The following is a 1,009-nucleotide window of genomic DNA, read 5'->3' as shown; positions in this document are numbered from 1 at the left end:
CAATCAATCAAAAATGTGCTTACGTCGATGCTGGTGGCAGCATTACTGGTCGTGATTGCGGCGATTGCGATTTCAAAATACATGGGAAATACCATTGGGCGCAGAGTCCAGCGATTATCAGAACGAGCGAAGATTATAGCCTCTGGCGATGTTTCTCAACCACCATTGAACGTTGTTGGCAAGGACGAGCTGGCTGACCTTACGAGCTCTATCAATCGCATGAACGAGTCACTGGCAGGCATTGTTGCAGGTGTAAATGGCAAAGCGAACCAAGTGGACACCAGCATGGGTGCACTTCTCGAATCGGCACAAGTGACATCCAATAACGTTGAGCAACAACAATCCAATATCTCAGAAATGGGGCGTCAACTCGAAGAGATTGCCTTTGCCGCGAGCAATACGTTGGATCAAGCTAATCAATCGGTGCAAAAGTTGTCAGATTCAAAAGATGAGATAGAACAAGGTCGTGACGCACTCGAGCAAAATAAAGCGACCATGGAAAGTTTACACAGCAGCATAGAAAGCGCCAGCACCCAAGTTACGCAGTTAAGCAAAGAGAGCGAAGCAATTGGCCGCGTGACGGAAGTGATTGAAGGGTTAGCAGAACAGACTAATTTGCTGGCACTCAATGCGGCAATTGAAGCGGCGAGAGCTGGTGAACAAGGGCGAGGTTTTGCTGTGGTTGCCGATGAAGTGCGCATGTTGGCGACAAGAACCACGCAATCGACGACAGAAATCAACGGTATTATTAACGCAATTCAGCGTTCAACTCACACGGTGGTTCAGGAAATTGAACACAGCCAGTCGTTGGCAGAGCAAGGTGCTGAACACATCGATAATGCCGTAACGAGATTGGTTTCAACGACAGAGCAGATCGGTTCTCTAAACGAGCAAATGGCAGAATTGGCCGCTGCTGCCGAGCAGCAATCTCACGCAACGCAATCCATAAATGGGTTAATGGCAGGCATTACACAGTCGGTCGAAATGGTGGCGAGTAACAGTCAGCATG

At 48.6% G+C, this 1,009-nt stretch carries 1 protein-coding gene; it reads left to right on the top strand.

All coding sequences use genetic code 11. The features are described from left to right. Window positions 1–1,009, top strand: a 1,009-nt coding sequence (locus R7Q47_RS26780; protein WP_318090364.1) for a HAMP domain-containing methyl-accepting chemotaxis protein, incomplete at both ends; no start/stop codon positions are given.

The sequence above is a fragment of the Vibrio sp. Vb0349 genome, assembly GCF_033338975.1.
The sequence above is the reverse complement of the archived record's forward strand: the minus strand, read 5'-3'. Positions and strand labels throughout refer to the sequence as shown.